Raw genomic sequence first — 1,201 nt, forward strand, 5'->3', positions numbered from 1 at the left:
CTGCGGCAACATAAGCGGAAGGGTGCAAATGTCTTTCCCTTGGCAATGGCCTCGCCCGCACCTAGATTGATGCTGCAAACTCTCGGCCTCTTCCGGTTGGTCCGGCAGGCCTGATCGGACAGATGATGAATCCGAACTTCCGCAATTTCGCCCTCTGGGTGGTGATCTTCCTGCTGGTGCTGGCGCTGGTGACGCTCTTCCAGAGCCCGAACCAGCGTTCCAACATCAACGAGATTCCCTACAGCCAGCTCATCAACGAGTCGGAGGCCGGGCGGATCACGAATGTCGTCGTCGCCGGCCAGGAGATTTCCGGGACCTTCTCCGACGGGCGCAGCTTCGTGACCTACGCGCCCTATGGCGATCCGGCCCTGCTGAAGACGCTGGCCCAGAAGGGTGTTCAGGTTTCGGCGCGCGCCCCTTCCGAGGGCACGCCCTGGTTCATGGCGCTGCTGGTCAATTCGCTGCCCTTCGTCATCTTCATCGGCCTGTGGATCTTCATGTCCCGCCAGATGCAGAATGGCGCCGGCCGGGCAATGGGCTTCGGCAAGTCGAAGGCCAAACTCCTGACCGAGGCGCATGGCCGCGTCACCTTCGACGACGTCGCCGGCATCGACGAGGCCAAGGAAGACCTGACCGAGATCGTCGAGTTCCTGCGCGATCCGCAGAAGTTCCAGCGGCTGGGCGGGCGCATCCCGCGCGGCGTTCTGCTGGTCGGCCCTCCCGGCACCGGCAAGACGCTGACGGCGCGCGCCGTCGCCGGCGAGGCGAATGTGCCGTTCTTCACGATCTCGGGCTCGGATTTCGTCGAGATGTTCGTCGGCGTCGGTGCCAGCCGCGTGCGCGACATGTTCGAGCAGGCCAAGAAGAACTCGCCCTGTATCATCTTCATCGACGAAATCGACGCGGTCGGCCGCCATCGTGGCGCCGGCCTCGGCGGTGGCAATGACGAGCGCGAGCAGACGCTGAACCAGTTGCTGGTCGAGATGGACGGTTTCGAGCCGAACGAGGGCGTCATCATCATCGCCGCCACCAACCGTCCCGACGTGCTCGACCCCGCGCTGCTGCGCCCGGGCCGCTTCGACCGGCAGATCACCGTGCCGAACCCCGATGTCAACGGCCGCGAGAAGATCCTGCGCGTTCACATGCGTAAGGTGCCGCTGGCGCCCGACGTCGATCCCAAGGTGGTCGCACGTGGCACGCC

At 64.8% G+C, this 1,201-nt stretch carries 1 protein-coding gene; it reads left to right on the forward strand.

All coding sequences use genetic code 11. The features are described 5' to 3' along the window. Positions 1 to 125: 125 nt before the first annotated feature. Positions 126 to 1,201 (forward strand): ATP-dependent metallopeptidase FtsH/Yme1/Tma family protein (locus Q8M82_RS03680; protein WP_305690029.1); only part of this gene is annotated, 1,076 nt, incomplete at its 3' end.

It is taken from the genome of Allobosea sp., from assembly GCF_030694325.1.
Taxonomy (GTDB): domain Bacteria; phylum Pseudomonadota; class Alphaproteobacteria; order Rhizobiales; family Beijerinckiaceae; genus Allobosea.